Below are 24,962 nucleotides of genomic sequence, written 5' to 3'. Positions count from 1 at the left end.
GAAGGAAAAGCGATGACCAAGAATGAGATGAGCACAAAGGCGGGCAAAGACCTGTCTCCGGCGGAGGAAGTGCGGCAGGCCGTGAGCGGTTTTGTCAGTGACTTCAACGGCTTTCGGGCCGAGATCAATACGAAACTTCAACAATCAGAAGAGCGAATTGCCATGATGGACCGCAAGATGACCCTGCCTGCCCGCAGCCCTTTGGGGGGCGCGATCGATCACGATGCGCCGCATAAGAAAGCTTTTGACGCCTATCTGCGCAACGGCGATGACGACGGGCTGCGGGGGCTGGAACTGGACGGCAAATCGATGTCGACGGCGGTCAATTCGGACGGCGGCTATCTGGTGGATCCGCAAACCGCCGACCGGGTGCAATCTGTGCTAAATGCGGGGGCGTCGATCCGCGCGATTGCCTCGGTGGTGCAGGTGGAGGCCACGTCTTATGACGTGCTGGTCGATCACGCCGATGTGGGCGCTGGTTGGGCGACCGAAAGCGGCGCGCAGCCCAGACGGACACGCCCCAGATCGACCGGATCACTGTGCCGCTGCATGAGCTGAGCGCGCTGCCCAAGGCGAGCCAACGTCTGCTGGATGACAGTGCCTTTGATATCGAAGGTTGGCTGGCGGGGCGTATCGCCGACAAATTTGCACGGGCCGAAGCGGCGGCCTTTGTCAGCGGTGACGGCATCGACAAGCCTACCGGTTTTCTGAGCCACCCTGCGGTGGACAACGACATCTGGACCTGGGGCAATCTGGGCTATGTCCCCAGCGGCACCAACGCTAACCCCGAGGCGGATGCGATCATCGAGTTGGTCTATGCCCTTGGCGCGGCTTACCGCAAGAATGCGGTCTTCGTGATGAATTCCAAGACCACGGCCAAGGTGCGCAAGTTGAAAGACACCGATGGGCGGTTCTTGTGGTCCGACGGGTTGGCGGCGGGGGAGCCTGCGCGGCTGATGGGCTATCCGGTGCTGGTGGCAGAGGACATGCCCGATCCGGCGACCGATGCGATGGCCATCGCCTTTGGCGACTTTTCGGCAGGCTACACCGTGGCCGAGCGCCCCGATCTGCGGATCCTGCGCGACCCGTTCAGCGCCAAGCCGCATGTGCTGTTCTATGCCACCAAACGTGTCGGCGGCGACGTGAGCGATTTCGCGGCGATCAAGCTGATGAAATTCGGCCTGGCGTAAGCCGGTGCCGGAGCCGGGGCCGGGGCAACTTGGCCCCGGTCCGGACGTGCGCCTGCGAGGTTGCGTTGTCTAGCTGCTCCCCTCCGACCGAGCAATGCAACCGGTGCGCGTCCGGGAATAACCGCATGGCCCCAAGGGGCGCGGGAGCGATTTTTGGAGACGTTCGATGATGTTGATCGAAGAGACAAATGTGCCGGATGCGGTTTTGCCGGTTGAGGCCTTCAGAATGCATCTGCGCCTTGGCACCGGCTTTGCGCAGGACGGCCTTCAAGACCCGGTGTTGCGCAGCTTCCTGCGCGCGGCGATGGCGGCGGTGGAAGCGCGGACGGGCAAGGTGCTGATCATTCGGCGTTTTGCCCTGTCGCTGACCTTTTGGCGCGATGCGGCGGCGCAGGTCTTGCCCGTGGCCCCGGTGCAAGAGATCGCGCGGCTGGCGCTTGTGGCGCGGGACGGGGTGGAGACTGCGGTGGACCCCGAGCGCTATTGGCTGGAGCGCGATGCGCAAGCGCCGCGTTTGCGGGCCAGCACCGCCGCCCTGCCGCGCATCCCAAGCGCGGGGGCCGCGCTAATCAGTTTCGACGCGGGCATGGCCGCTGATTGGGGCGGGTTGCCAGATGATTTGGCCCAAGCGGTGATGCTGCTCGCCGCGCATTACTATGAATACCGCGACGACACGGCGCTTGGCGAAGGGTGCATGCCCTTTGGCGTCAGCAGCCTGATCGAACGCTACCGCCGGGTGCGCCTCGGCTTTGGGGGAACGGCATGAGCCGCCCGCAGTTGAACCGGCCCCTTGTATTGGAAGCGCCGCAGCGCGTGAGCGATGGCGCGGGAGGGCATCGCGAGGTCTGGCAGCCCGTGGGCACCCTTTGGGCCGAGGTGCGCGCGCGGACGGGGCGGGAGACTGCGCAGGGCGGGGTGGCCGTCAGCCGGATGGGGGTCAAGATCACAGTGCGTGCGGCGCCGGAAGGTGCTCCGCAGCGACCAACCCCCGAGCAGCGGTTTCGCGAGGGCACGCGGGTCTTCGTGATCCGGGCGGTGGCCGAAAGCGATGCGGGCGGGCGGTATCTGATCTGCTTTGCCGATGAGGAGGTGGCGGTATGACCTATGCGCTTTCAGAGGCGTTGCAGGCGGCGGTTTATGACCTGTTGCAGAGCGATCCGGGGCTCACTGCGCTGATCGGTGACGCGGTCTTTGACGCGGTGCCGGGGGGGAGCCTGCCAGAGACCTATGTGCTGCTGGGCCAAGAGGTGGCGAAGGACCTGTCGGATCCCGAAGGTGCGGGGGCGGAGCATCGTCTGACCCTGTCGGTGGTCACCAGCGCGCCGGGGTTCAGCACCGCGAAGGGCTGCGCGGCGGTGATCTCAGACCTGCTGCATGGGGCGGAACCGGCGCTTAGCCGCGGGCATGTGGTCGATATGGCCTTTCTCAAGGCGACGGCGCGGCGGATCGACGGGGCCTCTGCCCGGCGGATCGACCTGCAATTCCGCGCCCGGGTCGCGGACGCATAAGACTTTAGATTTCAGATTGGTGCGAGGAGACAGTGATGGCAGTTCAAGCGGGCAAGGACCTTTTGGTCAAAGTGGATATGACCAGCGATGGGCAGTTCGAGACGATTGCCGGGCTCAGGGCCAAACGGGTGAGTTTCAACGCCGAAACGGTGGATGTGACCTCGCTCGATTCAAGCGGCGGTTGGCGGGAACTATTGGCGGGTGCGGGCATGCGCTCGGCTGCGATCAGCGGGTCGGGGGTGTTTCGCGATGCGGGCACGGATGAACGGGCGCGGCAGTTGTTTTTCAACGGGCTGACGCCGGATTTTCAGGTGATCATTCCGGATTTCGGCGTGGTGCAGGGGCCGTTTCAGGTCTCCGCTCTGGAATACGCGGGGTCGCTGAATGGGGAGGCCACCTTTGAGCTTAGCCTGCAATCGGCGGGGGAGCTGATCTTTACCCCCGATGTGGTGGTGTGAGCATGACCAACCCGTGGCGCGGCGAGGTGAGCCTCGTGATTGATGGCGAACGTCATGAGGCGCGGCTGACCCTTGGGGCCTTGGCCGAGTTGGAGGCCGCGTTGCAGGCCGACAGCCTTGTGGCCCTGGTAGAGCGGTTTGAAAGCAATCGTTTTTCGAGCCGCGATGTCTTGGCCCTGTTGCTCGCCGGGCTGCGCGGAGGCGGGGCGGAGATGGATGCCGCCACGCTTGAACACGCGCAGATCGAGGGCGGGCCGATGGCGGCGGCGCGGGCGGCGGCGGAATTGTTGGCGCGGGCCTTTACGGTGCAGGCGTGAGCGCGGCAAGCGGCCTTGACTGGCCCGCGTTGCTGCGGGTGGGGCTGCCGCCGGATCAATTCTGGGCGCTGACGCCGGCGGAGTTGCAGTTGATGCTGGGGCCGAAGTCTGGCCCCACGCCGCTGCTGAGCGACGGTCTCGCCGCGCTGATGGCGGCCTATCCAGATGAGACGAAAGGGGCCGGTGATGGCTGACTTTGACGATTTCGAGAACCTTGAGAGCCGGGCCGAGGGGCTGAATGAGACGCTGGCGCAGACCAGCGGTTTGGTGGCCGGGTTCGACGGGGAGCTGCGGCGAATGCGCGGCGCGCTCGCCGCGACGGGCAAAGACGTGGCGACCCTTGAGAAAGGGCTCAGCCGTGGATTGAGGCGGGCCTTTGATGGGGTGGTCTTTGACGGGGCCAAACTCTCGGACGCGCTAAGCGACTTGGCGCAGTCGATGATCCGCACGACTTACAATGCCGCGATGCGCCCGGTGACGGACCATTTCGGCGGGCTGATCAGCGAGGGCGTGGGCAGCATTGTGGAGGGGATATTGCCCTTCGCCGATGGCGCGCCTTTCTCGCAAGGTAAGGTCATGCCTTTCGCGCAGGGCGGTGTGGTGACCTCGGCCACGGCCTTTCCCATGCGCGGCGGCACGGGGCTGATGGGAGAGGCCGGGCCGGAGGCGATCATGCCCTTGGCGCGGGGGGCGGATGGCAAGCTGGGCGTGCGCGGCAACGGCGGCGGAGCGACGACCATCGTCATGAACATCACTACCCCCGATGTACAGGGGTTTCAGCGCAGCCAAAGCCAGATCGCCGCACAGTTGAGCCGTGCCCTCAGCACCGGCAATCGCAACCGATAGGCCGCGCGGCGGATAAAGGAGCAGATCATGCAGTTTCACGAGGTCAGATTTCCCCCGTCGCTGAGCTTTGGCTCTGTCGGGGGGCCGCAACGGCAGACAGATGTGGTCAGCTTGGCCAACGGTCATGAGGAGCGTAACACGCCCTGGGCCCATTCGCGGCGGGTCTATGATGCCGGGCTGGGGATGCGCTCGATCGATGATCTACAGGTGCTGATTGCCTTTTTCGAGGCACGCATGGGACAGATGTACGGGTTTCGCTGGAAAGATTGGGCCGATTATAAGTCGGGCAAAATGGCGCTTCCGGTGGCTTTCGACGACCAGAGCATCGGCTATGGGGATGGGGTTCAGGCGGCGTTTCAACTGACCAAGACCTACCGCTCGGGGGCGCAGTCCTATCGCCGTCCGATCACCAAACCGGCCGCGGGGACCGTGCGCGTGGGGCTTGAGCAGGATGAGCTGCGCGAGGGCGTCGAATATGAGGTCGACGCAGAGAGCGGGATCATCACCTTCGCCCATCCGCCCGACCCTGAGATCGAGATTTTCGCGGGCTTTGAGTTCGACGTGCCGGTGCGCTTTGACACCGACCGCATTCTGGTCTCGGTCGAGAGTTTTCAGGCCGGACAGGTGCCCGACGTGCCGGTGATCGAGGTGCGGGTCTGATGGCGGGGCTGAACGGGGGCTTTGCAGCCCATATCGCGCAGGGTGTGACGACGCTCTGCCATTGCTGGCAGGTGACGCGCGCGGATGGGGTGGTATTTGCCTTTACCGACCACGACATGCCGCTGATGTTCGACGGGGTCACCTTTCGTGCCGATACCGGGCTGAGCGCGCGGGCGTTGGCCCAGACCAGCGGGTTGTCGGTTGATAACACAGAGGCGCTTGGCGCGCTCAGCGATGATGCGATCCGCGAGGATGAGATCGAACAGGGGCGCTTTGACGGCGCCGAGGTGCAGGCGTGGCTGGTGAACTGGGCGGATCCCGCGCAGCGACGGCTGCAATTTCGCGGCTCAATCGGTGAGCTGCACCGCGCGGGGGGCAGCTTTCGCGCCGAGTTGCGCGGGCTGACGGAACCGCTCAATCGGCCCATGGGGCGGGTCTATCAAAAGCCCTGTTCGGCGGTCTTGGGGGATAGCGAGTGCCGGTTCGATCTCACAGCGCCCGGCTATGCCGAGACGCGCGCGGTCGAGACGGTGGCGGAGGCGCAGTATTTCCGTTGGACCGCGTTCCCGGGCTACGAGGAAGGTTGGTTTGCGCGAGGGCGGCTTGATGTGCTGGAGGGGCCCGCGGCGGGGCTCTGGGGCATGGTCAAACGTGACTACCATGAGCACGGGGAGCGCGTGATCGAGCTTTGGCAGCCGATCCGCGGCGCGGTGGCGGCGGGCACCCGTGTCCGGCTTACCGCAGGCTGCGACAAGCGGATGGAGACCTGTCGGCTGAAGTTCAACAACCTGCTGAACTATCGCGGCTTTCCCGATTTGCCGGGGGAGGATTGGATGATGGCGGTGCCCCGGTCGGACGGTGCGAACGGCGGCGGGTCACGCCGATGAGTGCTGCGGGGGAGCGTTTGGTGCAGGCCGCCCGCGGATGGATTGGCACGCCCTATGTGCATCAGGCTGCGACAAAGGGGGCGGGCTGCGATTGTCTGGGCCTGATCCGGGGGCTTTGGCGGCAGTTGCTGGGCGCGGAACCTGAGGCGGTGCCGGCCTATTCGATGGATTGGTCCGAGCCGCAGGGGGAGGAGCGCCTCTGGGCGGCGGCGCTGCGGCATATGGCGGTGAAAGGCAGCGATGATGCGGCCCCCGGTGACGTGCTGCTTTTCCGGATGCGGCAGGGCGCGGTGGCAAAGCACCTTGGGCTGCAGGCGCGCGTCGGGGCCAGCGCCAGTTTCATTCACGCCTATGCGCGGCATGGAGTGGTGGAAAGCCCGCTCAGCCCGCCATGGCAACGGCGCATCGTGGCGCGTTTTGTATTTCCTGAGGAGGTCTCCTGATGGCGACGATTGTTCTTTCGGCAGCGGGGGCGGCAGTTGGCGGCTCTATCGGAGGCACGCTGGCGGGGCTGTCTTCGGTCGCGGTGGGCCGCGCGGTGGGGGCGAGCCTTGGGCGATTGGTGGATCAACGCTTGCTGGGCCAAGGCGGGGAGGCGGTCGAGACCGGTAAGGTGGATCGCTTTCGCCTGACAGGCTCGGGCGAGGGGGCGGCGATCCCGCAGCTTTACGGGCGGATGCGACTGGCGGGGCATGTCATCTGGGCCTCGCAGTTTCAAGAGGCCACCGAAGTCAGTGGCGGCGGAAAGGGCGGCCCGCCGACGCCAAAGAACACCGAATACAGCTATACCGTCAGCCTTGCCATCGCGCTCTGCGAAGGGGAGATCACCAGCGTCGGGCGCATCTGGGCGGATGGGGAGGAGATTGCCCCGGACGATCTGAACATGCGCGTTTACCGAGGTGCCGCGGACCAGCAGCCTGACCCGACCATCGCCGCGATCGAGGGCGCGGACCGGGTGCCCGCCTATCGCGGCACGGCCTATGTGGTGATGGAACACCTCCCGCTTGCGCAATTTGGCAACCGGGTGCCGCAGTTCTCTTTCGAGGTGATGCGCCCAGAGCAGCCGCAAGCGCCGGGGTGGGAGCATGCGCCAGCCTATGGTGTTCAGGGGGTCGCCCTGATCCCCGGCACGGGGGAATACGCGCTGGCGACGACCCCGGTGCATTACACCGACGGCCCCGGCAGCCGGTGGAGCGCCAATGTGAACTCGCCCTTCGCCAAGACCGATTTCGTGGTGTCCTTGGAAAGCCTGACCGAGGAATTGCCGCGGTTGGAAGCGGCCTCTCTCGTTGTGTCGTGGTTTGGCAGCGATCTGCGCTGCGGCGACTGTCGCCTGCGGCCCAAGGTCGAAGACCCGGATATCGATGGGGAGAACATGCCTTGGCGAGTCTCTGGCCTGACGCGTGGCACGGCACAGGTGATCACCCAGCAAGACGCGCGCCCGATCTACGGCGGCACGCCCGCCGATGCGGCGGTGGTCGAGGCCATTCACGCGCTGAAGACAGCGGGCAAGGCGGTGATGTTCTATCCGTTTATCTTGATGGATCAGATCGAAGGAAACGGGCTCCCGGACCCCTATAGCGATGCCGAGGACCAGCCCCGCTTGCCGTGGCGCGGACGGATCACGCTTTCGGTGGCCCCGGGGCGACCGGGCAGCCCGGGCGGTACGGCGGCGGCAGAGGCTGAGGTGGCGGCGTTTTTCGGAACCGTCACGGCTGCGGATTTCGTGGTGGGCGAAGGCTCGGTCATCTACAACGGCCCCGAGGAATGGACCCTGTCGCGCTTCATCTTGCACTATGCCGCGCTTTGCGCCGCGGCAGGCGGGGTCGAGGCGTTTTGCATCTCCTCCGAAATGCGGGGGCTGACCCAGATACGCGCGGCAGGCAACAGCTTTCCCGCGGTGGCCGCGCTGCGGGCCTTGGCCGGAGAGGTGCGCGCCTTGTTGGGGCCGGAAGTTAAGATCAGCTATGCCGCTGATTGGTCTGAGTATTTCGGCTATCACCCGCAGGATGGCAGCGGCGATGTCTTCTTTCACCTTGATCCGCTATGGGCCGACCCGCAGATTGATTTCATCGGGATCGACAACTACATGCCGCTGTCCGATTGGCGCGATGAGGAGGGGCATCTGGACGGCGAGAACTGGCCCACGATCTACGATATCGGCTATTTGAAATCCAACATCGAAGGCGGCGAGGGCTATGACTGGTACTACCATTCGCCCGAGGCCCGCGACGCGCAGATCCGCACGCCGATCAGCGATGGCGCGCATGATGAGCCGTGGGTGTACCGCTACAAAGACCTGCGCCAATGGTGGGAGAGCCCGCACCACCCGCGTATCGGCGGGCAGCGGCAGGCGGCTCCAACGGATTGGCAGCCCATGTCGAAACCGATTTGGTTCACGGAATACGGCTGCGCGGCCATCGACAAAGGGGCGAACCAGCCCAACAAGTTCCTCGATCTGAAGAGCTCGGAAAGCGCCTTGCCGCATTATTCCACCGGCGCACGGGACGATCTGATGCAGATGCAATATCTGCGCGCGATCTCGGACTACTGGCGCGATTCGGCGCATAATCCGATTTCGGAGGAATATGGCGCGCCGATGCTGGATATGACGCGCGCCTTTGTCTGGGCATGGGACACGCGGCCTTTTCCCTTCTTCCCCAATAATGTCGATCTCTGGAGCGATGGGGAGAATTACAGCCGCGGCCATTGGCTGAACGGGCGGGCCTCGGCGCGGTCGCTGGCCTCGGTCGTGGGAGAGATTTGCCGCCGGGCGGGTGTGGTGCATTTCGATACCTCCGCGCTGTTCGGCTATGTGCGCGGCTATACGGTTGCCGAGGTTGGCGAGGCGCGGGCCGCGCTGCAACCGCTGATGCTGCGTTATGGTTTTGACGCGATCGAACGCGACGGGGTTTTACAGTTTCGGATGCGTGACGGGGCAGATGCGCTGCCCCTCGACCCTGATCGTCTCGCGGTTCACCCCGACCTGAGCGGGCTGACCGAGCAGTTGCGTGAGGCGGAGGCCGAGGTGTCGGGCCGTGTTCGGCTGCGATTCATTCAGGCCGATGGGGATTTTGGCGCGATTGCCGAAGAAGCGGTTCTAGCGGATGAGGCGACCCATGCGGTCACCGGGACCGAACTTAACATGGCCCTGACCCGAGGCGAGGGGCGGCAGGTGGCCGAACGCTGGCTGACCGAAGCGCGTGTCGCGCGTGACACGCTGCGGCTGGCATTGCCGCCGTCGCGGATGGCTGTCGGGGCGGGGGATGTGATCGAACTGCCGGGCGATGGGGCGGAGGGGCCGGGGCGCTACCGCGTCGACCGGGTGGAACAGGCCGGTTCCCTGCTGATCGACGGGGTTCGGATCGAGCCCGAAGTCTATGATCCCGCACCGCTGGAAGAAGAACTTGCAGCGCTGCGCCCCTTCGTTCCGCCGCTGCCGGTTCTGCCGCAGTTCATGGACCTGCCGCTTTTGCGCGGGGATGAGGTGCCCCATGCGCCGCATCTGGCGGTGACGGCGACCCCTTGGCCGGGGTCCGTCGCGGTCTACCGTTCTGCCGTGGATTCGGACTATGCGCTGAACGCCATAGTGGCGAACCGGTCGATCATGGGCGTTACCCAAACGCCGTTGCACGCAGCACGCCCGGGGTTGATTGACGCGGGGCCGGTGCTGGAGGTCAAATTGACCAGCGGCAGCCTTCAGTCCGTTAGCAGAGAGGCGCTTTTGAATGGGGCGAACCTCGCCGCCATCGGGGATGGGAGCGCGGACCGTTGGGAGTTGTTCCAGTTTCAGGAAGTGCAGCTTGTCGCCCCGATGACCTATTGGCTGACGGGTCGTTTGCGCGGGCAGGCGGGCAGCGATGGGTTGATGCCCGAGGTTTGGCCCGCCGGGTCCCGCTTTGTGCTGATGAACGGGACGCCACAGCAGGTGGAGTTGAGCCCGCATCTGCGCCGTGTGGCACAGCATTACCGCATCGGGCCTGCGCGGCGACCGGTGGATGATCCCTCTTACCTGCATCAAGTTCATGCCTTTGACGGGAATGGTCTGCGGCCCTACAGCCCCTGTCATCTGCGGGCCGAGGCTGGGGCCAGTGGCGATATCACTCTTAGCTGGATTCGCCGAACGCGGATCGACGGCGACGCTTGGGAGGGGCCGGAGGTGCCGCTTGGCGAGGAAAGTGAACGCTATCTCTTACGCGTTTACGAAGGCGGCGAGCAGCGGCGGGAGGTGCTGATCGATACGCCGCGCTGGACCTACAGCACCGCGGCACGGGCAGCGGATGGCGTCAGCGGAGCGTTTGACGTGACGGTGGCGCAGATCTCGGCCACATATGGCGCGGGGCCGGCCACAGGTTTGACCGTCCCCGGATAGGCCCGCGCGTTATCACGATTTTGAGCATGTGCGGATTTACAAATGGTCCTACGCTATTGCATGAGCTACCCTTACGGCAGAGTGAAGGAGCCCGTGCCATGGCGCAGACACGCAGAAATATCTCGAAAGTGGACCCGGTCTGGGACCAGATTCAGCAAGAAGCCGAGGATGCGGTGCGTGATGAGCCGTTGATCGGCGGCTTTGTACATGCCTGTATCCTGCACCATAAATCGATCGAGAATGCGCTTTCCTATCGCATCGCGGCCAAGCTTTCGTCGAACGAGATGTCGATGATGGTCGTGCGCGAGATGGTCGAAGAAGCCTATGCCGAAGACCCCGATCTCGTCGCCGCGGCGCGTGCGGATCTGGTGGCCATCTATGACCGCGACCCGGCCTGCCATCGTTTGTTGCAGCCGATTCTGTATTTCAAAGGCTATCAGGCGGTGCAGGCCTACCGTGTGGGCCATTACCTCTATGCCAAGGGCAAGCGTGATCTGGCCTATTTCATCCAGATGCGGGTGAGCGAGATATTTGGCGTGGATATCCATCCGGCGGCCAAGATGGGCAAGGGCATCATGATCGACCACGCGCATTCCATCGTCATCGGTGAGACGGCGGTGGTGGGCGACAACGTCTCAATGCTGCATTCGGTGACCCTTGGCGGCACCGGCAAAGAGGAAGAGGACCGTCACCCCAAGATCGGCAATGGCGTGTTGATCGGCGCGGGCGCGAAGGTTCTGGGCAATATCTCTATCGGCCATTGCAGCCGCATCGCGGCGGGGTCGGTGGTGCTCGAGCCTGTGCCCGCCTGCAAAACCGTCGCCGGGATACCTGCGCGGATCGTTGGGGAGGCGGGTTGCGATCAGCCCTCGATGTCGATGAACCATCTCTTCGGGCCAGACCCCGAATAACGGCAGATGCCAGTATCGCAATAGAAAAGCCGGGGCATGCCCCGGCTTTCTTCGTTTGGGTGGTGCAGCTCTTAGGCCAGCATGATCATCGGATTTTCAAGGTTCTCGACAATCGCATTCAACAGCTGGGCCCCGAGCGCCCCGTCGATCACGCGGTGATCGACCGAGAGCGTCACGGACATGACTGTCGCCGCCGTGATTTCACCGTCTTTGCCGATGATCGGTTTCTTCACGCCCGCGCCCACGGCGAGGATCGCGCCATGCGGCGGGTTGATGACCGCGTCGAAATTGTCGATCCCGAACATCCCAAGGTTGGAGATGGCAAAGCTGCCGCCCTGATACTCATGCGGAGCGAGCTTGCGGTCGCGGGCGCGGGTGGCGAGGTCTTTCATCTGCGCCGAGAGGGTCGAGAGCGACTTGGTGTCGGCGTCCTGTAGCACGGGGGTGAACAGCCCGCCTTCGATGGCCACGGCCACGGCCACATCCGAAGGCTTGAGCTTCAGAATACGATCCCCGGCCCAAACGGCGTTGGCATCGGGCACCGATTGCAGCGCCAGCGCGCAGGCTTTGATAATGAAATCGTTAACCGAAAGCTTCACGCCGCGGGCTTCGAGCTGCTTGTTCAGGTCGCTGCGGAAGGACAACAGCGCGTCGATTTGAATGTCGCGGCGCAGGTAGAAATGCGGGACCGTCTGCTTGGCCTCGGTAAGGCGCGCGGCGATGGTCTTGCGCATCCCGTCGAGCTTGACCTCTTCGACTTCGCGATCCTCGTACATCTTGCGCACGGCGTCGGAGGAGGGGCCAGCGGGGGCAGGCTGTGTCACCGGCGCGGCGTCCTTGGCGGCGGCGGGGCTGTCGGCCTTGGCAGCCGTCGGCTGGGCGCTTTCCACATCGGCTTTGACAATCCGACCACGCGGGCCGCTGCCCTCGATCTGGGTGAGGTCCAGCCCCTTGTCCGCAGCGATCCGGCGGGCGAGGGGGGAGGCGAAGATGCGCCCGCCCTTGTCGTCCTTGGGCGCGGCGGGGGCTTTGGCGTCGCTTTTGGTCGGCGCGTCATTCGCATCCGTCGCACCGCGGCCATAGCCCGCTTCGGGCGTCTCGGCCTCGGCTGCTTTGGGCGCTTCCTCAGCCTGAGGTTTCTCTTCTTTGGCCGGGGCGGCGCTGTCGATATCATCGGCGCTTTCGCCTTCTTCAAGCAGCACCGCGATCGGCGTGTTTACCTTCACGCCGTCGCTGCCTTCTTCGATCAGGATTTTGCCGATGGTGCCTTCGTCGACGGCTTCGAACTCCATCGTGGCCTTGTCGGTCTCAATCTCGGCGAGGATGTCGCCCGAGGCGACCTCGTCCCCTTCCTTGACCAGCCACTTGGCGAGCGTGCCTTCCTCCATCGTGGGCGAAAGGGCGGGCATGAGAATTTCTGTGGGCATGATCCGCTCCTTACCGGTAGGTGACTTTGCGCACGGCCTCAATCACCTCGTCGGTGGTGACCAGCGCGTGTTTTTCGAGGTTGGCGGCATAGGGCATGGGCACGTCCTTGCCGGTGCAGGTGATGACCGGGGCGTCGAGGTAGTCGAACGCCTCCTGCATGATCACGCCGCTGATGTAGCCACCGACCGAGCCTTGCGGCCAGCCTTCTTCGACCGTCACGCAGCGGTTGGTCTTCATCACGGATTTAAGCACCGTCTCGGTGTCCATCGGGCGCAGGGTGCGCAGGTCGATGACCTCGGCCTCGATACCGTCTTCGGCCAGTTTCTCCGCCGCTTCCAGCGCATAGGTCATGCCGATGCCGAAGCTGACGATGGTGACATCGGCGCCCTCGCGCCAGATCCGGGCCTTGCCGAAGGGGACGGTATAGTCCTCAATGTCCGGCACGTCGAAGCTGCGACCGTAGAGGATCTCGTTCTCAAGGAAGATCACCGGGTTCGGGTCACGGATCGCGGACTTCATCAAGCCTTTGTAATCGCTGGCCGAATAGGGCATCGCGACCTTGAGCCCGGGGATCTGCATGAACCAAGCGGCGTAGTCTTGGGAGTGCTGGGCGCCGACGCGGGCCGCAGCACCGTTGGGGCCGCGGAAGACCATGGGCGCGCCCATCTGGCCACCTGACATGTAGAGCGTCTTGGCCGCGGAGTTGATGATCTGGTCCATCGCCTGCATGGCGAAGTTGAAGGTCATGAACTCGACGATGGGGCGCAAACCGCCGAAGGCCGCGCCGACGCCGATGCCGGCAAAGCCGTGTTCGGTGATCGGCGTGTCGATGACGCGTTTGGCGCCGAACTCATCCAGCAGACCTTGGGAAATCTTATAGGCACCTTGGTACTCGGCGACTTCCTCGCCCATGAGGAAGACGTTCTCGTCGCGCCGCATCTCCTCGGCCATGGCATCACGCAGCGCCTCGCGGACGGTCTGCTGCTTCATCTCGGTGCCTTCGGGCCAGTCGGGGCTGGTGTCCGGTTCAGGCTGTTTCTTGCCTTCGGCGGGCGTCTCGCGGTCGTCGTCCGAGGATTTCGCCTGCGCGGGCTTGGCATCATCGCCCTTGCCTTCGGCGGGCGCGGATTTGGCGCTGTCGATGTCGGAGGCGTCTTCGCCTTCTTCCAGCAGCACGGCGATGGCGGTGTTCACTTTGACCCCTTCGGTGCCTTCCTCGATCAGGATCTTGCCGATGGTGCCTTCGTCGACGGCCTCGAACTCCATCGTGGCCTTGTCGGTCTCGATCTCGGCCAGAATGTCACCGGAGGAGACTTCGTCACCTTCCTTGACCAGCCATTTGGCGAGCGTGCCTTCTTCCATGGTGGGGCTGAGGGCGGGCATGAGAATTTCGGTTGCCATTGCTTCAGGCCTCCTGCGGAACTTCGGTTGCGTAGATATCGGTCCAGAGCTCGTCGAGATGCGGCTCCGGGCTTTCCTTGGCGAAATCGGCGCTTTCGTTCACGATCTTCTTGATCTCCTTGTCGATCGCCTTGAGATCCTCCTCGCTCGCGTGGTTGCCCTCCAGCAGCAGCGTGCGCACGGCTTCGATCGGGTCACGCTCGTCGCGCATTTTCTGCACTTCCTCGCGGGTGCGGTATTTTGCGGGGTCGGACATGGAGTGGCCGCGATAGCGGTAGGTCTTGATCTCCAGAATATAGGGGCCGTCCTTGCGGGCGTGTTCCACGGCCTTCTGACCGGCTTCCTTGACCGCCAGCACGTCCATGCCGTCGACCGCCTCACCGGGGATGCCGAAGGCGCGGCCACGTTCCCAGATCTCGGCCGAGGAGGTCGAGCGCTGCTGCGAGGTGCCCATGGCGTATTGGTTGTTCTCGATCACGAAGATCACCGGCAGTTTCCACAGCGCGGCCATATTGAAGGTCTCGTAGACCTGGCCCTGGTTCGCCGCACCGTCGCCGAAATAGGTGAAGGTGACGCGCCCGTTGCCCTTGTATTGATCGGCAAAGGCAAGGCCCGCACCAAGCGGCACCTGTGCCGCCACAATGCCGTGACCGCCATAGAAATGCTTCTCTTTCGAGAACATGTGCATCGAGCCGCCCTTGCCTTTGGAATAACCGCCCTCGCGGCCCGTCAGCTCGGCCATGACGCCGTTAGGGTCCATGCCGCAGGCCAGCATATGCCCGTGGTCGCGGTAGGAGGTGATGCGCTTGTCGCCCTCCTCGGCAGCGGCCTCAAGGCCGACAACAACCGCTTCTTGTCCGATATAGAGGTGACAGAACCCCCCGATCAGCCCCATGCCGTAAAGTTGTCCGGCTTTCTCTTCAAACCGCCGGATCAGCAGCATGTCGCGGTAGTAGCTGGTCAGCTCCTCCGCCGAGACATTGGGTTTCTTGCTCGATTTCCTCGCGGCCATGGACGTCTCCTCCGTCGGCTTTGGTCAGGTGCCAAAAGTAGTTTAGCGTTAAACTATTCCCTAACGCATTCCAGAATGGATTGCGAGAGACTTTGTGACGTGGTGCGCGCACCACGGCTGACAAGGCGAAGGAGGCCAGAGATTTCGTGTGATTGCAAGGCCGCAGGCGCGGGGCAGAGGCCAATAGACGATAAGCCGCGAAAGCTTAGCGAATGACGATCTCATCGGTACGGACCATGCCCAACACTTTGCGCGCGCGTTCGTCCAGAAGATCAAGGTCGAGGTAGTCGTCCGACAGGCGGCGGGTCAGGTTTTCCATCCGGGCAACTTCGGCGCGGACCTCGGCCAGACGGTCGCTCAGCTTTTGGTTCTCGGCCACGATCTCGGTCCGGCGGAAAAGGCCGAAATCCCCCTGCACGGCGGCGAAGGTGAAATACAGGCTCAGCGCGAAAGCGATTGCGAAAAACAGCAATGTGCCGAAAGCCGGACGGGTGTTGCGTGTCATGGTTCTGCCTCTGCGTCTCTTGGCGGACGTGACATCAGTATGACACAGGCGATTCGTCATGGGAATCCCACAATTGCGGGAAACCCGTTGTTTTTAGCGGTAAATCGCGTTTTTGCGCGACTTAGCCGCCCAAAGCTGCGACGCCGGGCAGGGTCTTGCCTTCCATCCATTCAAGGAAAGCGCCCCCGGCGGTGGAGATATAGGTGAAATCATCCGCCACGCCCGCTTGGTTCAGCGCCGCGACCGTGTCACCGCCCCCGGCGACGGAGGTCAGCTTGCCCTCGCGGGTCTTGGCGGCGGCTGCCCGAGCGGCGGCGACGGTGGCGGTGTCGAAGGGCGGAATTTCAAAGGCCCCCATGGGGCCGTTCCAGATCAGGGTGCGCAGTTCGGCGAAGGCCGTCTCGACCAATGCGACAGTCTCAGGGCCCGCGTCGAGCACCATCTGATCTGTCGCGAGCTTCGCATCGGGGCCAAGCGGGGCGACCTCATGGGCCGCACCCTTGGCGAACTCCCGCGAGACCAGACCGTCGACCGGCAGGATGACCCGGCAGCCCGCCTTCTCGGCCTGCGCCATGATGTCCTTGGCCGTGTCGTAATAGTCTGGCTCTTCCAACGATTTGCCCAGATCGGCCCCGAATGCGGCGAGGAAGGTGTTCGCCATGCCGCCGCCGATGACCAAGACGTCGAGCCGGTTCACGAGGTTCTCCAAAAGCGCGATCTTGGTGGAGACTTTGGCCCCGCCCACGACAGCGCCCACCGGGCGCTCGGGCTTGGCCAGTGCCGTCTCCAGCGCCGAGAGCTCCGCCTGCATCAAGCGCCCTGCGCAGGCGGGCAGCAGCCGCGCCAGCGCCTCGGTCGAGGCATGGGCGCGGTGCGCGGCAGAGAAGGCATCATTGCAATAGATATCGCCGAGCGCGGCCAGTTGGCGGGCGAAATCTTCGTCGTTGGCCTCCTCACCCGGGTAGAAGCGGATGTTTTCCATGAGTTGCAGATCGGCCTGCGCATCGCCTGCGGCGTCCAACGAGGGCAAGAATGCCACGTCGCGGCCCAGTGCCTTTTCCAGCGCGGGGAGGACTTGGCGCAGGCTCATTTCCTCGACGACCTTGCCCTTGGGCCGTCCGAAATGCGCCAGCAGCGTCACCTTGCCGCCGCGCGACAGGATGTCGTTCACCGTGGGGACGATCCGCTCGATCCGCGTGGCATCGGTGACGCGGCCCTCTTCGACCGGCACGTTAATGTCGACGCGCAAGAGCACGCGCTTGCCGTCCAGTTCCATATCGTCCAGTGACTTCCAGCCCATCGGTATTCTCCCAATCCAATCTCTTGCGCTGTGTTTTGCTGTTATCTTTCCTCAGGTCAATGCGCGGCTTGGCAATCGCGGCCAAGCTCCTTAGGTATCTGGCAAAGACAAACCAAAGGATTGCCCCATGGCCGAGATCAAAGACCCCGAGAACACCATCCTGATGGAACTGAAAGGCGGCACCGTCACCATCGAATTGATGCCCGACCTTGCGCCCAAACATGTGGAGCGGATGAAGGAACTGGCCCGCGCCGGTAAATACGACAACGTCGCCTTTCACCGCGTGATCGAAGGCTTCATGGCCCAGACCGGCGACGTGGCCAATGGCAACATGGAAGACAACTTCAACCTGCGCGCGGCGGGCACTGGCGGCTCGGACCTGCCGAACCTGCCCGCAGAATTCTCCAAGGTTCCGCACGCACGCGGCACCATCGGTGCGGCCCGTTCGGCCAACCCCGACAGCGCCAACAGCCAGTTCTTCATCAACTTCAAGGACAATGACTTCCTCAACGGTCAATACACCGTTTACGGGCAGGTCATTTCCGGCATGGAGCATGTCGATGCGATCACCCGGGGCGAGCCGCCTGCGAACCCCGACCGCATGATCTCCGTCAAGGTGGCCGCCGATGCGTAAGCTTTTCGGCACCAGCGCCGTACTGGCGCTCCTCGGCTCGGCGGCTGCGGCCACCGGGCTAGAGATCGAGATCGCGGGCGAGGCCAATGGCACCATCAAGATCGACCTGTTGGAAGATGTGGCACCTGCCCACGTCGCGCAGATCACCGAACTGGCCGAAGAGGGCGCCTATGACGGGGTGGTCTTTCACCGCGTGATCGACGGTTTCATGGCGCAGACCGGCGATGTGCAGTTTGGCCGCGCCGATGGCGACACCGCACGCGCTGGCATGGGCGGCTCCGAGAAGCCTGACCTCAAGGCCGAGTTCTCGGACATCGCCTATGAGAAAGGCGTCGTCGGCATGGCCCGTAGCCAGAGCCCGAACAGTGCCAACAGCCAGTTCTTCATTATGTTCGACGAAGCACCTTTCCTCAACGGTCAGTACACCGTTGTCGGCAAGGTCACCGAAGGGCAGGACGTGGTCGATGCCATCAAGCGCGGCACCGGCCCGAACGGCGCCGTCGTGGGCACGCCGGACGTGATGGAAAAGGTCACCGTGACCGAGTAACGTCCCGACTAGCATCGCGTGGGGGGGCTTGCTCTCCCCACGCATCGGCCAGCTCAGGCTGTAGAGAAATGAGCGTTATCGCCAGTGGTCTGCCATCAGCGCAGCGCGGCGCATATTCCGAACTACTGATATTGGCGAAGCGGGCAGGGTGCAGCGTAGACTGTCCCCCCCCCCCCAAGCAAACAGGCGCCGCATTCCCTGCGACGCCTGCGAATGTTTAGCCTGCCGAAACCTTAGGACGCAGGGTTTGGCTTCTGCGCGGGTGCGGATTTCGCGCCGGGGTTCAGCGGATCGTCCTGACGCTGCACGGAGCCTTCGAAATGCGCGCCGGATTCGATCGCGATGGTCTTGTGGATGATGTCGCCCTCGACCCGCGCGGTCGATGTCAGACGGACCTTGAGGCCCCGCACGCGGCCCACGATGCGGCCATTGATCACCACGTCATCGGCAACCACTTCGCCCTTGATCGTCGCCGTCTCACCGATGGTCAGCAGATGGGCGCGAATGTCGCCTTCGACGGTGCCTTCGACCTGAACGTCGCCCGTCGTTTTCATATTGCCGGTTACATGCAGGTCCGAAGACAGAACGGATGCAGGCGGCTTTGCCTTGGGCGCGCTGGCCTTGAATTCGCTCTGCTTAGAGGGCGCCGGGGCCGAGGATGCACCGGAGGGTGCCGGTTTGGACACATCTGCATCCTGAGGGGCGGGATCGTTGATTTTGCTTTTAGAAAACATCGTTTGCAGCCTTGATATAGATCATGGGGTTAACAGCCTTGCCACCTACGCGGACTTCATAGTGGAGATGGACACCGGTGACCCGTCCTGATGCTCCCATATCACCAATATGCTGCCCGCGCGAGACTCTTTGACCAACTTTCACGCGCAGCTTGGACATGTGGGCATAACGGGTCTCGATGCCGAACTCATGCTGGATCTTGACCAGACGGCCATAGCCCGAGGACCAGCCTGCGTGAATCACCACGCCATCGGCGGTCGCATAGAGCGGCGTGCCCATCCCGGCGGCAAAGTCGACGCCCTTGTGCATCCGGCGGCCGCCGGTCTTGGGATCGCGGCGATAGCCGAACTGGCTGGTGAAGCGGAAAGCGTTTTTAACCGGGTTCGCGAAGGGCGCCTTTTCGGCGGCGATGCGGTAGAGGTTCAACCGGTCCATCTGGCCCAGCAGCTTGTTCGCGCGCAGCGTGTCGGGGCTCAGCTCTTCGCCGCGGGTGGTGAAGGACAGCGGCGTCATCGGCCCGCCTTGGCCCGAATAGCCCCGGCGCACGGTGGCGAGGATACGGTCAGTCGGCATGCCTGCGCTGCGGAACATCTTGTCGAGCGGGGCAACGGAAACGCTCATCGCCTCTTCAAGCTGGCGGAAGATTGCGTCGTTCTGATCGCGCATCAGGGCGATTTCTTGGGCCATCTCATCGGCTTGCAACAGCGCATCCTGCGCGTCCACCACGACCTTGTCGCGCTCCGCCGCGGTCCGGGCAAGGGCTTGGGCAAGGAAATCGACCGGCGCCTGATCGGCATCGGCGCGCAGGCTGCCCGCTTCGCCATTCTCAAGGCTGCCTTCCAGTTCGGCCAGTTTCAGCCGGGCCTTCTGGCGGTCTTTCATCGTGTCGCGCAGGGTGGATTGGATCACCTCGATCCCGGTCTCCAATTCGCGGCGGCGGGTCTCAGAGGCCAGCAGTTCGGACTGCATGACGGAAATCTGCGTCAGCGCGGCGTTAAAGCGGTCTTGGGCGGCAAGCGCCTCTTCGGCGCGCAGATCGCGCTGTGCGGAAAGCTCGTTCAGCCGGGCCTGATAGGTGCGCTGGTCGCGTTTGGCCTGTTCGCGAAAATTGCCGGAGCCAATGCTGTCCATCAAGATGATGGCGGTGGCAATGATGGCCCAAGAGACCAGAAAGGCCGATCCCGCCAGCCCGAGGATTTGCGTGCCGGGCCGCAGGCGGATGAAACGTGTGTCGCTGTCGGATTTCAGAAAGACGCGGCGTTCGGGAAAGTAATGCTCAAGCAGAGCATGCGTCTTGATGGCAATCCGTGTGCGCACGTTTTCGTCCTTTGTCCCGCCCCGTCGCTGCGCGGGGCCTCGGCCCCTTCGCGCCCAACGTCAATAGCCAGTGCCCGCGAATGGGGCAACCCTATTGACCCGCGCCTGCGCGGCATTCCCCCATTCGCCCGAAAAAGCGCTTTTTAATTGGCAAAAATCCGCCGATACCAAACACTTGCTGCGTCAGGCCTTGATCAGCTTGGCCCGCCATCCGCGGTCAGGGGCCAGTAGAAATCGGGCGGGATTCCCGCCTCGGCGCGCTTTTCCTCGTTGAAGGGCGGCTTGAGATCGCCGTGGAAATACTTGCGCACGAGGGCATGAAAACGGTCCTTTGGGTCGTCGTCATGGCGGCCACAGAGAAAGTGAAACCACTTGCTGCCATAGGCCACATGGGCGACCTCTTCGGAATAGATCGTCTCAAGCGCGGCCACGGCGCTGGTGGCCTTTGCTTTGCGGAAAATCTCGATCATGCCGGGGGTCACATCAAGGCCGCGGGCCTCCAGCACCATGGGCACCACGGCGAGGCGGCCCATCAGATCGTCCACCGTGTCTTCGGCGGCGCGCCACATGCCGGCATGGGCGGGCATGGCACCGTAATGGCTGCCCATTTCCTCAAGACAATCGCACATAAGGTTGAAATGTTTGGATTCGTCATCAGCCGCTTTGACCCAATCGTCATAAAAGCCCAAGGGCAGCGGCACATGGGAGAAGCGGGCGATCACATCCCAATGCAGGTCCACTGCGTTCAACTCGATATGCGCCACGGCATGAAGCAGCGCCGCGCGGCCCTCGGGTGTGCCGGGACGGCGGCGCGGGACGTCGCGGGGCGAGAGCAATTCGGGCTGCGCGGGCCGGGCAGGGTGCAGCGGCGGGTCGGCGCGGCCCACTTCGGGGCGCTCACCGGCCTCCCGGGCCGAAAGCCACTGCGCCGCATATTTCCGCGACAGCGCCGTCTTCTCGCGCCCATCCGCCGTGCGCAGCACAGCCTCGGCCATTTCCGCCAGCGGCATCATGCGCCGCGCACCGCGTCGAGCACGGCATCCACATGGCCGGGCACCTTCACCTTGCGCCAGACCTGCGCGATCTGCCCTTCGGCGTCGATCAGATAGGTCGCGCGTTCAATGCCCATGGATTTCTTGCCGTACATGTTCTTTTCGACCCAAACCTCATAGGCTTCGGTCACCGCGCCATCGGTGTCTGACAAAAGCGGCACCGTCAACACGTGTTTGGCAGCGAATTTTTCGTGTTTGTCCATACTGTCGCGCGAAATGCCAAAGACCTGCACGCCTGCCTCGGCGAACTCAGACAAACGCTCGGAAAAGCCGATCGATTCCTTGGTGCAGCCGGGCGTGTCGTCGCGTGGGTAGAAGAACAGAACCACCGGCGCGCCGCGCAAGGCAGAGAGCGTGATCTCGCCACCGCCGGTCACGGGAAGGGTGAAATCCGGGGCCGGTTGGCCGGGCTGGGGTCCGATCTGCGACATGGGGCGGTTCCTTTGGCTTGTGAAGGGTCGTTCAGGGCTGTCATACTGCATCTGATTTGACAACGTCAAAGCCGCCCCAGAAAGCCGCCCTATCCGAACCGGAGCACGATGCGCGACCCGTCCCCTTCCAGCCCCCCTGCGCCAGATGGCGAAGGGTCGCCGCGCCGCCGGTCGCGCCGCCGCGCGGGGATCGTCTCGGCTGTGGTGCTGGTGCTCTTGGCGGCGCTGGCCACCGGGGCGGCGGTCTATTTCACCGGGCGTCCGATCCCGGCGCCGCTTTGGGTGCAGACACGGATCGAGGCGCGGATCGCGAGCGCCCTGCCACAGGCGCGGGTGGACTTCGGTGCGATGGAATTCGTCATCGACGAGGGATGGCGCCCCCGCGTGCGTTTGCAAAACATCTTCGTCACCACGCCCGAGGGCGATGAGATCGTCAGTTTCAATGAGTTCAAGGCCAGCCTGTCGATGCGGTCCCTGCTGCGCGGTGTGGCGCAGCCGCGGGCGATTTCGCTTTCGGGCGTGGTGGCCAACCTGCGCCGCGGGGCGGATGGCCGGGTGAGCCTGAGCGCCGGGGCCGGAATCGCCCCACCCGAGCGGGAAGCGGCGACCCTGCCGCAACTCATCGGCCAGATCGACGAGGTGCTGGCCGCACCCGCGCTTTCCGCCCTCCGCTCGGTCGAGCTGCGCGCGCTGACACTGCGGTTCGAGGATGCCCGCGCGGGCCGCGCTTGGACCGGAGATGGCGGGCGGCTGCGCCTGTCGCGCCATGGCGATGCGCTTGACCTCTCGGCGGACCTCGCGGTGCTCAGCGGGGGCGCGGGGGTGGCCACGCTCACCGCCAATTACAGCAGCCAAATCGGTGAGAATGCCGCGATCTTTGGTGTGACCTTCGACGGGGTCGATGCGCGCGACATCGCGGCGCAGGGGCCTGCCTTTTCGTGGCTTGAGGTGCTGCGGACCAATATCTCGGGCGCGGTGCGCAGCGGCATCGACAGCGCAGGGCGTTTCGCGCCGATCAACGCCTCTTTGCAGATCGGCAAGGGCGTCTTGCAGCCCAACCCGCAGACCAAGCCGATCCCCTTCGATGGGGCGCAGAGCTATTTCAGCTACGACCCCGCGCGCCAGGTGTTGCGCTTTGACGAGATGTCGCTCGACAGCCCTTGGGTCTCGGGCAATATCACAGGCAGTTCGCAACTGGGCGATGTCACGGGCGGCATTCCGGGGCGGATGGTGGGGCAGTTCAGCCTGCGCGACCTGCGGGCCAATCCGGCGGAAGTCTACCCCGAAACGGTGGCCTTGGATCAGGCGGATATCGACTTTGAACTCAGCCTCGACCCGTTTCACCTGAAACTGGGGCGTCTGGAGATCAGTGATCAGGGCCGCAACCTGCGCCTTGATGGCGCGTTGGTGGCCGAGCCTGAGGGCTGGAACCTGTCCCTCGACGGGCGGATGGACCGGCTCAGCCCCGAACGCCTGCTGGCGCTCTGGCCCGAGGGGGTGAAGCCCAAGACCCGCAAATGGCTGGATGAGAACCTTCACGCGGGCCGGATGCGCAACCTCGATCTGGCGCTGCGCATGGCGCCGGGGCAGGCGCCGCAGACCTATGTCGCCTTCGACTATGCCGGGGCCGAGGTGCGGTTTCTCAAAACCCTGCCGCATATCACCGATGGCAGCGGCCATATGAGCCTGCTCGACAACCGCCTTGTCGTCACGGTGGACGCGGGCGAGGTCATCGCGCCGCAGGGCGGGGCGGTGACGCTGGATGGGTCCTCCTTCATCATTCCCGATGTGCGGGTGAAAGACGGCAGCCCCTCGGTTATCCGGCTCAACACGCGCTCCACCCTGACCGCGGCGCTGTCGCTGCTCAATCAGCCGCCGATGCGGGTGATGGAGAAGGCAGGGTTGCCTGTGACGCTCGCGGATGGGGAGGCGGTGCTGAAAGGCACGCTGGCGTTGCCGTTGAAAAAGGGCGGCAAGCCCGAAGACGTGCGCTATCACTTCGCGGGGGATCTGCTGGCGCTCTCGACCGATACGTTAGTCAAAGACCGGAGCCTTCAGGCCAGCAAACTGTCCATCACCGCCAACAATGACCGTATCACCATCGGCGGCGCAGGGCGTATCGATGGGGTGGGTTTCGACGGGGAATGGTCGCAGGCAATCGGCCCCGGCTCGGATGAAAGCCGCCTGACCGCGCAGGTGGCGCTGACCCCGGCGGGGCTCGAAGCCTTTGGCGTGGCACTGCCCCCCGGCAGCCTGCGCGGCGAGGGGCGCGGGCAGATTGCCGTGGACCTCAAGAAGGGCGAAGCGCCGCGCTTCACCTTGCAAAGCGATCTGGCCGGGCTGGGTGTCTTCGTTCCGCAACTGTCTTGGAACAAAGCTACGAAAACTAAGGGCGAACTCCGACTGGCGGGGCGTTTGGGCGAGACGCCGAATATCGACGCCTTTCAGCTAAACGCGCCGGGGCTGCGGGTGGCGGGCTCCATCGACCTCGCCCCCGGCGGCGCATTGGACCGGGTGCAGATCGACCGGCTGCGGCGGGGCGACTGGCTGGATATCCCGTTGCAACTGATCGGGCAGGGCAAGGGCAACCCGGTGCAGGTGGTGCTGGGCGGCGGCACGCTCGACATGCGCCGGGCCGAGTTCGGCGGGGCCGAGGGGCAAGCCGGGCCGCCGATGCGCGTGGCGCTGGACCGGTTGCAGATCACCGACACGATTTACCTGACCGATCTTTCGGGCACATTCGACACCGCCAAGGGGATGGACGGCGCCTTTACCGCCCGGCTCAACGGCGGCACGCCGGTGCAGGGGCGGGTGCTGCCCCAAGCGGGGCGCAGCGCGGTACGGGTGGTCTCGGACGACGCAGGCGGGGTTCTGCGCTCTGCCGGGTTGGTGAAACAGGTGGTCGGGGGCAACCTGTCGCTCACCCTGCTGCCCGTGGGTTCGGGCGGCGCCTTTGACGGGCAGCTTACGGTCAGCGATGTCGCCATTCGCGACGCGCCGGGGATCGCGGCGCTGGTCAATGCCATCTCGGTCGTCGGGCTAATCAACGAGCTCAACGGCGATGGGATTTACTTTGACGATGTGGAAGCGAATTTTCGCCTGACCCCGAACCGCCTGACCCTGACCGAGGCCAGCGCCGTGGGCGCTTCCTTGGGCCTGTCGATGGACGGTGTCTATGCGCTCGACAGCGGGTTGATCGACATGCAAGGGGTGATCTCTCCGGTCTATATGTTCAACGGGATCGGGTCCCTTTTTACCCGCAAGGGCGAGGGGCTGATCGGGTTCAACTACCGGCTCACGGGGGCCGCGAAAGAGCCCAGCGTTTCGGTCAATCCGCTCTCGGCACTCACCCCTGGCATGTTCCGCGAGCTGTTCCGCCGCCCGCCGCCCCAGCCGCCACAGGTGCAGGGCCAAGCGAATCCGGTTGCCCGGGTGCCGGAGGAACGCTAAG

Annotated in this window: 24 protein-coding genes and 1 pseudogene; 16 read left to right on the top strand and 9 right to left on the bottom strand. The window is 64.2% G+C overall.

Annotation, left to right across the window (positions count from 1 at the left end):
* Positions 1–12 precede the first annotated feature (12 nt).
* The 13 genes and pseudogenes from ACGYLX_RS06350 to cysE all read left to right on the top strand — a co-directional run bounded on the left by ACGYLX_RS06350 (position 13) and on the right by cysE (position 11,149).
* Positions 13–1,190 (top strand): annotated as a pseudogene (locus tag ACGYLX_RS06350) (phage major capsid protein).
* 166 nt (positions 1,191–1,356) lie between these two features.
* Positions 1,357–1,956 carry a head-tail connector protein gene (locus ACGYLX_RS06345; RefSeq protein ID WP_168612783.1) on the top strand — a complete coding sequence of 200 codons (600 nt, stop codon included), beginning with the start codon at positions 1,357–1,359 and terminating at the stop codon, positions 1,954–1,956.
* Positions 1,953–2,291: a head-tail adaptor protein gene (locus ACGYLX_RS06340; RefSeq protein ID WP_168612782.1), complete on the top strand. Its 339-nt coding sequence runs from the start codon at positions 1,953–1,955 to the stop codon at positions 2,289–2,291. Before ACGYLX_RS06345 ends, ACGYLX_RS06340 begins: the two co-directional genes overlap by 4 nt.
* Positions 2,288–2,698, top strand: coding sequence for a DUF3168 domain-containing protein (locus ACGYLX_RS06335; RefSeq protein ID WP_168612781.1), 411 nt, complete (start codon positions 2,288–2,290; stop codon positions 2,696–2,698). Before ACGYLX_RS06340 ends, ACGYLX_RS06335 begins: the two co-directional genes overlap by 4 nt.
* A gap of 35 nt (positions 2,699–2,733) precedes the next feature.
* On the top strand, positions 2,734–3,156 hold the full coding sequence (locus ACGYLX_RS06330; protein ID WP_168612780.1) for a phage major tail protein, TP901-1 family: 423 nt from the start codon (positions 2,734–2,736) through the stop codon (positions 3,154–3,156).
* 2 nt (positions 3,157–3,158) lie between these two features.
* Entirely contained in the window at positions 3,159–3,473 is a 315-nt protein-coding gene (locus ACGYLX_RS06325; RefSeq protein WP_168612779.1) for a gene transfer agent family protein, read from the top strand.
* Entirely contained in the window at positions 3,470–3,667 is a 198-nt protein-coding gene (locus ACGYLX_RS06320; protein ID WP_394447997.1) for a phage tail assembly chaperone, read from the top strand. Before ACGYLX_RS06325 ends, ACGYLX_RS06320 begins: the two co-directional genes overlap by 4 nt.
* On the top strand, positions 3,660–4,319 hold the full coding sequence (locus ACGYLX_RS06315) for a phage tail tape measure protein (protein WP_168612777.1): 660 nt from the start codon (positions 3,660–3,662) through the stop codon (positions 4,317–4,319). The genes ACGYLX_RS06320 and ACGYLX_RS06315 overlap by 8 nt, the downstream gene beginning before the upstream one ends.
* Before the next feature lie 27 nt (positions 4,320–4,346).
* Positions 4,347–4,979, top strand: a complete 633-nt coding sequence (locus ACGYLX_RS06310; protein WP_394447995.1) for a TIGR02217 family protein — start codon at positions 4,347–4,349, stop codon at positions 4,977–4,979.
* Positions 4,979–5,866 carry a DUF2163 domain-containing protein gene (locus ACGYLX_RS06305; RefSeq protein ID WP_168612776.1) on the top strand — a complete coding sequence of 296 codons (888 nt, stop codon included), beginning with the start codon at positions 4,979–4,981 and terminating at the stop codon, positions 5,864–5,866. The genes ACGYLX_RS06310 and ACGYLX_RS06305 overlap by 1 nt, the downstream gene beginning before the upstream one ends.
* Positions 5,863–6,309 (top strand): NlpC/P60 family protein, encoded by a 447-nt coding sequence (locus ACGYLX_RS06300; RefSeq protein ID WP_168612775.1) that lies wholly within the window; start codon positions 5,863–5,865, stop codon positions 6,307–6,309. Before ACGYLX_RS06305 ends, ACGYLX_RS06300 begins: the two co-directional genes overlap by 4 nt.
* Positions 6,309–10,238, top strand: a complete 3,930-nt coding sequence (locus tag ACGYLX_RS06295) for a glycoside hydrolase/phage tail family protein (RefSeq protein ID WP_394447993.1) — start codon at positions 6,309–6,311, stop codon at positions 10,236–10,238. Before ACGYLX_RS06300 ends, ACGYLX_RS06295 begins: the two co-directional genes overlap by 1 nt.
* 98 nt (positions 10,239–10,336) lie before the next feature.
* On the top strand, positions 10,337–11,149 hold the full coding sequence (gene cysE, locus ACGYLX_RS06290; protein WP_168612773.1) for a serine O-acetyltransferase: 813 nt from the start codon (positions 10,337–10,339) through the stop codon (positions 11,147–11,149).
* Between the two features lie 71 nt (positions 11,150–11,220).
* On the opposite strand, the gene ACGYLX_RS06285 is transcribed toward cysE, so the two are convergent.
* The 5 genes from ACGYLX_RS06285 to ACGYLX_RS06265 all read right to left on the bottom strand — a co-directional run bounded on the left by ACGYLX_RS06285 (position 11,221) and on the right by ACGYLX_RS06265 (position 16,795).
* The gene (locus tag ACGYLX_RS06285) at positions 11,221–12,576 is read right to left on the bottom strand and encodes a pyruvate dehydrogenase complex dihydrolipoamide acetyltransferase (protein WP_168612772.1); all 1,356 of its coding nucleotides are present in this window, start codon (positions 12,574–12,576) and stop codon (positions 11,221–11,223) included.
* Between the two features lie 10 nt (positions 12,577–12,586).
* A complete protein-coding gene (locus ACGYLX_RS06280; RefSeq protein WP_394447991.1) occupies positions 12,587–13,978 on the bottom strand; it encodes a pyruvate dehydrogenase complex E1 component subunit beta in 1,392 nt (463 codons plus the stop codon).
* A gap of 4 nt (positions 13,979–13,982) precedes the next feature.
* A complete protein-coding gene (gene pdhA, locus ACGYLX_RS06275; protein WP_394447990.1) occupies positions 13,983–14,990 on the bottom strand; it encodes a pyruvate dehydrogenase (acetyl-transferring) E1 component subunit alpha in 1,008 nt (335 codons plus the stop codon).
* Between the two features lie 205 nt (positions 14,991–15,195).
* Positions 15,196–15,495, bottom strand: coding sequence for a septum formation initiator family protein (locus ACGYLX_RS06270; RefSeq protein WP_067265383.1), 300 nt, complete (start codon positions 15,493–15,495; stop codon positions 15,196–15,198).
* Between the two features lie 121 nt (positions 15,496–15,616).
* The gene (locus tag ACGYLX_RS06265) at positions 15,617–16,795 is read right to left on the bottom strand and encodes a phosphoglycerate kinase (protein ID WP_394447988.1); all 1,179 of its coding nucleotides are present in this window, start codon (positions 16,793–16,795) and stop codon (positions 15,617–15,619) included.
* Positions 16,796–16,922: 127 nt separating this feature from the next.
* Between ACGYLX_RS06265 and ACGYLX_RS06260 the strand changes: the two genes are divergently transcribed.
* Together ACGYLX_RS06260 and ACGYLX_RS06255 are read left to right on the top strand one after the other, a co-directional pair.
* Positions 16,923–17,429 (top strand): peptidylprolyl isomerase, encoded by a 507-nt coding sequence (locus ACGYLX_RS06260; RefSeq protein WP_174858656.1) that lies wholly within the window; start codon positions 16,923–16,925, stop codon positions 17,427–17,429.
* Complete coding sequence (locus tag ACGYLX_RS06255; protein WP_394447986.1) at positions 17,422–17,976, top strand: peptidylprolyl isomerase; 555 nt, start codon at positions 17,422–17,424, stop codon at positions 17,974–17,976. The genes ACGYLX_RS06260 and ACGYLX_RS06255 overlap by 8 nt, the downstream gene beginning before the upstream one ends.
* A 233-nt stretch (positions 17,977–18,209) precedes the next feature.
* Here ACGYLX_RS06255 and ACGYLX_RS06250 read toward each other — a convergent pair whose 3' ends face one another.
* The 4 genes from ACGYLX_RS06250 to ACGYLX_RS06235 form a co-directional block, all read right to left on the bottom strand.
* The gene (locus tag ACGYLX_RS06250; protein ID WP_209217613.1) at positions 18,210–18,710 is read right to left on the bottom strand and encodes a polymer-forming cytoskeletal protein; all 501 of its coding nucleotides are present in this window, start codon (positions 18,708–18,710) and stop codon (positions 18,210–18,212) included.
* Positions 18,700–20,028: a M23 family metallopeptidase gene (locus tag ACGYLX_RS06245; protein WP_067265396.1), complete on the bottom strand. Its 1,329-nt coding sequence runs from the start codon at positions 20,026–20,028 to the stop codon at positions 18,700–18,702. The genes ACGYLX_RS06250 and ACGYLX_RS06245 overlap by 11 nt, the downstream gene beginning before the upstream one ends.
* Before the next feature lie 194 nt (positions 20,029–20,222).
* Positions 20,223–21,041 (bottom strand): ferritin-like domain-containing protein, encoded by an 819-nt coding sequence (locus ACGYLX_RS06240; RefSeq protein WP_394447984.1) that lies wholly within the window; start codon positions 21,039–21,041, stop codon positions 20,223–20,225.
* Positions 21,038–21,511, bottom strand: coding sequence for a peroxiredoxin (locus tag ACGYLX_RS06235; RefSeq protein ID WP_394447982.1), 474 nt, complete (start codon positions 21,509–21,511; stop codon positions 21,038–21,040). Before ACGYLX_RS06235 ends, ACGYLX_RS06240 begins: the two co-directional genes overlap by 4 nt.
* A gap of 108 nt (positions 21,512–21,619) precedes the next feature.
* Here ACGYLX_RS06235 and ACGYLX_RS06230 point away from each other — a divergent pair, with 108 nt between their 5' ends.
* Entirely contained in the window at positions 21,620–24,961 is a 3,342-nt protein-coding gene (locus ACGYLX_RS06230) for a DUF3971 domain-containing protein (protein ID WP_394447980.1), read from the top strand.
* Position 24,962: the final 1 nt, after the last annotated feature.

Origin of the sequence: Sulfitobacter sp. 1A13496 (genome assembly GCF_043557225.1) — a bacterium.
Classification (GTDB): domain Bacteria; phylum Pseudomonadota; class Alphaproteobacteria; order Rhodobacterales; family Rhodobacteraceae; genus Sulfitobacter; species Sulfitobacter faviae.
This window is presented reverse-complemented; position numbering and strand designations above follow the sequence as displayed.